This window comes from Polaromonas sp. P1_E3, from assembly GCF_056405935.1.
Map to the genome: position 1 here is coordinate 1 of NZ_JBFUBD010000226.1, position 4,511 is coordinate 4,511.

A 4,511-nucleotide genomic window follows, 5' to 3' on the forward strand; every position below is an offset into this window, starting at 1 on the left:
ATTCACTGGCGGAATAGATGGAGGCACCGGCCTCGCTGACGACGACTTTTTCAATCACCTGCTCGACCTTGGCCATGCCCTTGATCAGGTCGGCTGCGAGTTTGTCGGTTTCGCGGCTGGCCGTGCCGTTGCCGATGGCGATCAGGTTGACGCCGTGCTTTTCGCAAAGCTTTGCCAGCGTGTGCAGCGAGCCGTCCCAGTCCTTGCGCGGCTCGTGCGGGTAGACGGTGGAGGTTTCGACCAGCTTGCCGGTGGCATCCACCACCGCCACCTTCACACCGGTGCGGATGCCCGGGTCCAGGCCCATCACCACGCGCGGGCCGGCGGGCGCTGCCAGCAGCAGGTCGCGCAGGTTGTCGGCAAACACCTTGATGGCGACTTTCTCGGCCTCTTCGCGCAAGCGGGTGAAGAGGTCACGCTCCAGCGAGAGGCTGAGCTTGACTCGCCATGTCCAAGCTACGGCCTTGCGGATCAGGTCGTCCGCCGGGCGCGCCTTGTGGCTCCAGCCCAGGTGCAGCGCGATCTTGCCCTCGGCGATGCTGGGTTTGCCGGGTTCGGCCTGCTCGGGCAGCACCAGCTTGGCGTCCAGGATCTCCAGCCCGCGGCCGCGGAACACGGCCAGCGCGCGGTGCGAAGGCACACGGCCGATCGGCTCGTCGTAATCGAAGTAGTCGCGGAATTTGCTGTTGTCGGCGTTGTTCTCGTCTTTGCCGGTGACCAGCTTGGAGCTGAAGAGCCCTTCGCTCCAGAGCCAGTTGCGCAGGGACTGCACCAGGCCCGCATCTTCGGCCCAGCGTTCGCTCAGGATGTCGCGTACGCCGTCGAGCACGGCCTGCACGGTGGTGAAGTCGTCGCCGCTTTCGTTCTTCTCGGTCTTCACAAAGGCGGCAGCTTCGTCAGCCGGCACCAGCGACGGGTCGGCAAACAGCTTGTCGGCCAGCGGTTCGATGCCGGCTTCACGGGCGATCTGGCCTTTGGTGCGGCGCCGGGGTTTGAAGGGCAGGTACAGGTCTTCCAGGTCCTGCTTGGTGGCGGCAAACTCAATGGCTGCGCGCAGCTCGGGCGTGAGCTTGCCCTGCTCTTCAATGCTTTTGAGAACCGCTTCACGGCGCTCTTCCAGCTCGCGCAGGTAACCCAGCCGGTATTCCAGTTCGCGCAGCTGGATGTCGTCCAGCCCGCCGGTGGCTTCCTTGCGGTAACGCGCAATGAAGGGAACGGTGGCGCCGCCGTCCAGCAGCTCTACGGCCGCCTTGATCTGATGTTCCTGGACTTTGATTTCTGCCGCGATCTGGCGGATGATTTTCTGCATATTGAAGAGATGTTCGAAAAGCTTGAAAAACTAAAGAAAGGTGGACAACGGCCAGGTGCGCGGCGATGCGGCCTGGGCCGCTAGAAAAACCATGCCTGCGCGCCCCGGGAAACTGACGCCAAGGGTCGGCATTGTCCCACAGCGCCGGCGCTGTTTTGCTTCTGATAATGGTCCCTGGCCGAAAGCAATTTCTTACATTTTCAGGGGAGAGAGACATGCGGACTCGCACAATTTTTTTGGTAGTGGCCATGCTGCTGCTGGCGGGCTTTGTCGCCCTCAATATCGATGAATTCAGCCGGGTGAGCATGCTCAGCCTGGGCTTTACCACCGTAGAGGTGTCGCTGGGCTTCGTGATGCTGCTCCTGCTGGTGGTTGCTACGGTGGTGTTTCTGGCCTCTACGCTCTACATGCAAAGCACGAATTTGCTGGAAACCCGGCGCTACGCCCGCGAATTGAACACGCAGCGGGAACTGGCAGACAAGGCTGAAGCCTCGCGTTTTACCGAACTGAGAAGCTACCTGGAAGTGCAGGCCCTGGCTGCGCAGCAGCGCGAAGCTGCTGCCGCCACCGTGCTGGCAGAACGCTTCTCGCAGCAGCAACAGGCATTGCTGGCGCGGCTGGAACAGTCGGACAACACCCTGGCCGCCTACATGGGGCAGCTCCAGGACAGGCTGGAGCGGCGGGACGTCATTCCCCACCTGGAGAAAGACTCGGAAACCATGCCATTGGTGTAGCAGGGGCCAGAATTCACACGCAGCGGGGCGGGACTTGTAAGAACACGCCAGGCCAATCGACCAATGAGGGTCCGCAAATTCACGGAGACCCCTTATGCTGAACGCCGAACCGTCACCGCTTTCATCCTCTTCTTATCCTTCCCGACTTCATATCCCGCTGGTCACCGCAACCGTATTGATGGCCTTGGCGTCCAGCGCCCTGTCCGCGCAGGACGTTTGCGCCATCCGCTCCGGGCCGACCATCACGCCGGTTATTGAGTTGTATACCTCCGAAGGCTGCAGCTCCTGCCCGCCCGCTGACAAATGGGTATCGTCGCTCAAAGGCAGTGAGGCCGTGGTGCAGGCCTTTCACGTCGGCTATTGGGACTACATCGGCTGGGTTGACCGCTTTGCCGCACCTGCCTACACCAACCGGCAACGCGACATAGCGTCCAGGAACAATTTACGCAGCATTTATACCCCGCAGGCCGTGCTCAATGGCAAGGACTGGCCGCGCYGGGGCGGCAGGGTTGCTGCCAGCCAGGAACCCGCACGTGCCGGCATTGTGCTCAGGCAACTCGGGCCGGACCAGTTTGAAGCCAGCGTTGCCCCGGCCCCTGCTTCACGGTCACCGCTGTCCTGGTCAGCCTACTGGACCGTGACCGAGCATGGGCACAACTCCAGGGTGAAGGCCGGCGAAAACGCCGGGGAGTTTCTCAAACATGATTTTGTCGTTCGCCAGTACACGCAGGCCGGGGAATACCAAAGCAGTGAAGCCGCGCCGCAAAAGCTGGTCTTTCGCAGCATTGCTGCCACCCCGGGCCATGAACGCCAGGTCAACCTTGTGGTGTTTGACCCGCAAACCGGCAAGACCCTGCAGGCGGCGAGCCTTCAATGTGCCGTGTGAAGCATCGAAGCAATATTGCGTGCCACACCCGGCGGTTCACATGGTTGTGAGGCTTGCCGCACAATATTGCGATGGATTCCGCACAAGCACCGCTTTGCCCTCCTGCGCTGCATTTACGGTTGCCTGAAGCCGCCGATTACGCGGCGCTGGGCAACTGGGTCCCGGACGCCGCCACCTGCCTGCGCTGGGCCGGCCCCAGGCTGAAGTTTCCCTTTGTGCCCGGCCGGCTTGCCGCGTTGCTGGCTGAGCCCGGCGCCTTCAGTTATGTCATGAGCCGTGGGGAAGCAGAGGCGCTGGGCTTCGGGCAATTCTGGGTGCGCGAAGCCGGTGTGGCCCACCTGGCCCGCATCATCCTGGCGCCTGGCGCGCGCGGCCAGGGGCTGGGTTCAACACTGTGCAGTCTGCTGATGGCGCAGGCAATCTGCGACACCGGTGCCAAAGCCTTCACGCTGCGCGTGTACCGCGACAACCATCCCGCGCTCAACATCTACGAAGGCCTGGGTTTTGCCATGGTGCCCGAGCTTTCGGACGACCGCATCTTTTCGATGCGCAGGCAAGCCCAGGGCGGGTTGCAGGCGACGCAAGTCTGACGGTGCAGGTTCCGCCTGCGCTCCCTTGCCTTCGATAAACTGTGGAGCGTACTGCGCCCCCGTGCATTCCCTTTTCTTTTCCATTCCATGATGTCGCTTTTCCTTAAATGCCTGCTGGGCGCGCTTGCCGTGCTGGTGATTGCCATGCTCTCCCGCTCGCGCAGTTTTTTCATTGCCGGGCTGGTGCCGCTGTTCCCTACTTTCGCCCTGATTGCGCACTACATCGTGGGCAGCGAGCGCTCCACGGCAGACCTTCGCAACACGGCGCTGTTTGGCCTGTGGTCCCTCATGCCTTACGCGATTTACCTGCTGGCGGTGTACTGGCTCAGCGTGCGCGCAACCCTGACCGTCACGCTTGCCTGCGCAACCGTCGCCTGGTTTTTGGCAGCGGGGCTGTTGCTGTTAGGCTGGAGCCGCGCCTACCCTTCGGCGCTGTGAGGAAAACACCCATGGGCAAATTCAAAAAAGTGCTGCGGGCCATTCTGCTTGTGCCCGTTGCGCTGTTTTTGCTGTTTGAAGAATGGGGCTGGGAACCACTGGCTGCCGCCTTTGCGGCCTTGGGCCGTTTGCCCTGGTGGGGGCGGCTGGAGCGCTGGATCACCCGCTTGCCGCCCTGGGCAGCCCTGCTCGCCTTTGGTGTTCCGGTGCTCGCGCTGATCCCGCTGAAGCTGCTGGCGCTTTACCTGTTCGGGCAGGGGCATGTCACGGTCGGCCTGGCGCTGATACTGGCGGCCAAACTCACCGGAACCGCCCTGGCGGCGCGCCTCTTTCAGCTGACCCAGCCGGCACTCATGCAAATGCCGTGGTTCGCGCGGCTCTACACACCCTGGAAAGCCTGGAAGGACAAAATCATGGCCCAGGCCAGGGCGTCGTTGCCCTGGCGCATGGCCCGCCGTTTCAAGACCCGCGTCAAACTGGCTGGCGCGCGATTTCTGGCCGCGTTAAAAGCCGCCTTGTCATGAGAGCCGCAGCCATGCCAGGTGTGTCATGAC

6 protein-coding genes are annotated in these 4,511 nt (G+C 62.5%); 5 read left to right on the forward strand and 1 reads right to left on the reverse strand.

All coding sequences use genetic code 11. The features are described from left to right. Window positions 1–1,309, reverse strand: a 1,309-nt coding sequence (locus AC1D0Z_RS16445; RefSeq protein WP_477659293.1) for a Tex-like N-terminal domain-containing protein, incomplete at its 3' end; no start/stop codon positions are given. Window positions 1,310–1,524: 215 nt separating this feature from the next. On the opposite strand from AC1D0Z_RS16445, the gene AC1D0Z_RS16450 reads away from it, so the two are divergent. The 5 genes from AC1D0Z_RS16450 (at window position 1,525) to AC1D0Z_RS16470 (ending at window position 4,481) form a co-directional block, all read left to right on the forward strand. Continuing rightward, on the forward strand, window positions 1,525–2,043 hold the full coding sequence (locus tag AC1D0Z_RS16450) for a hypothetical protein (protein ID WP_477659294.1): 519 nt from the start codon (window positions 1,525–1,527) through the stop codon (window positions 2,041–2,043). A 94-nt stretch (window positions 2,044–2,137) separates the two neighbouring features. Continuing rightward, window positions 2,138–2,929, forward strand: coding sequence for a DUF1223 domain-containing protein (locus tag AC1D0Z_RS16455; protein WP_477659295.1), 792 nt, complete (start codon window positions 2,138–2,140; stop codon window positions 2,927–2,929). A gap of 71 nt (window positions 2,930–3,000) precedes the next feature. Beyond that, entirely contained in the window at window positions 3,001–3,519 is a 519-nt protein-coding gene (locus AC1D0Z_RS16460) for a GNAT family N-acetyltransferase (RefSeq protein ID WP_477659296.1), read from the forward strand. A 90-nt stretch (window positions 3,520–3,609) separates the two neighbouring features. Further along, complete coding sequence (locus AC1D0Z_RS16465; RefSeq protein ID WP_477659297.1) at window positions 3,610–3,957, forward strand: GlpM family protein; 348 nt, start codon at window positions 3,610–3,612, stop codon at window positions 3,955–3,957. 11 nt (window positions 3,958–3,968) lie between these two features. Beyond that, window positions 3,969–4,481, forward strand: coding sequence for a hypothetical protein (locus AC1D0Z_RS16470; protein WP_477659298.1), 513 nt, complete (start codon window positions 3,969–3,971; stop codon window positions 4,479–4,481). The last annotated feature ends 30 nt before the right edge of the window (window positions 4,482–4,511 follow it).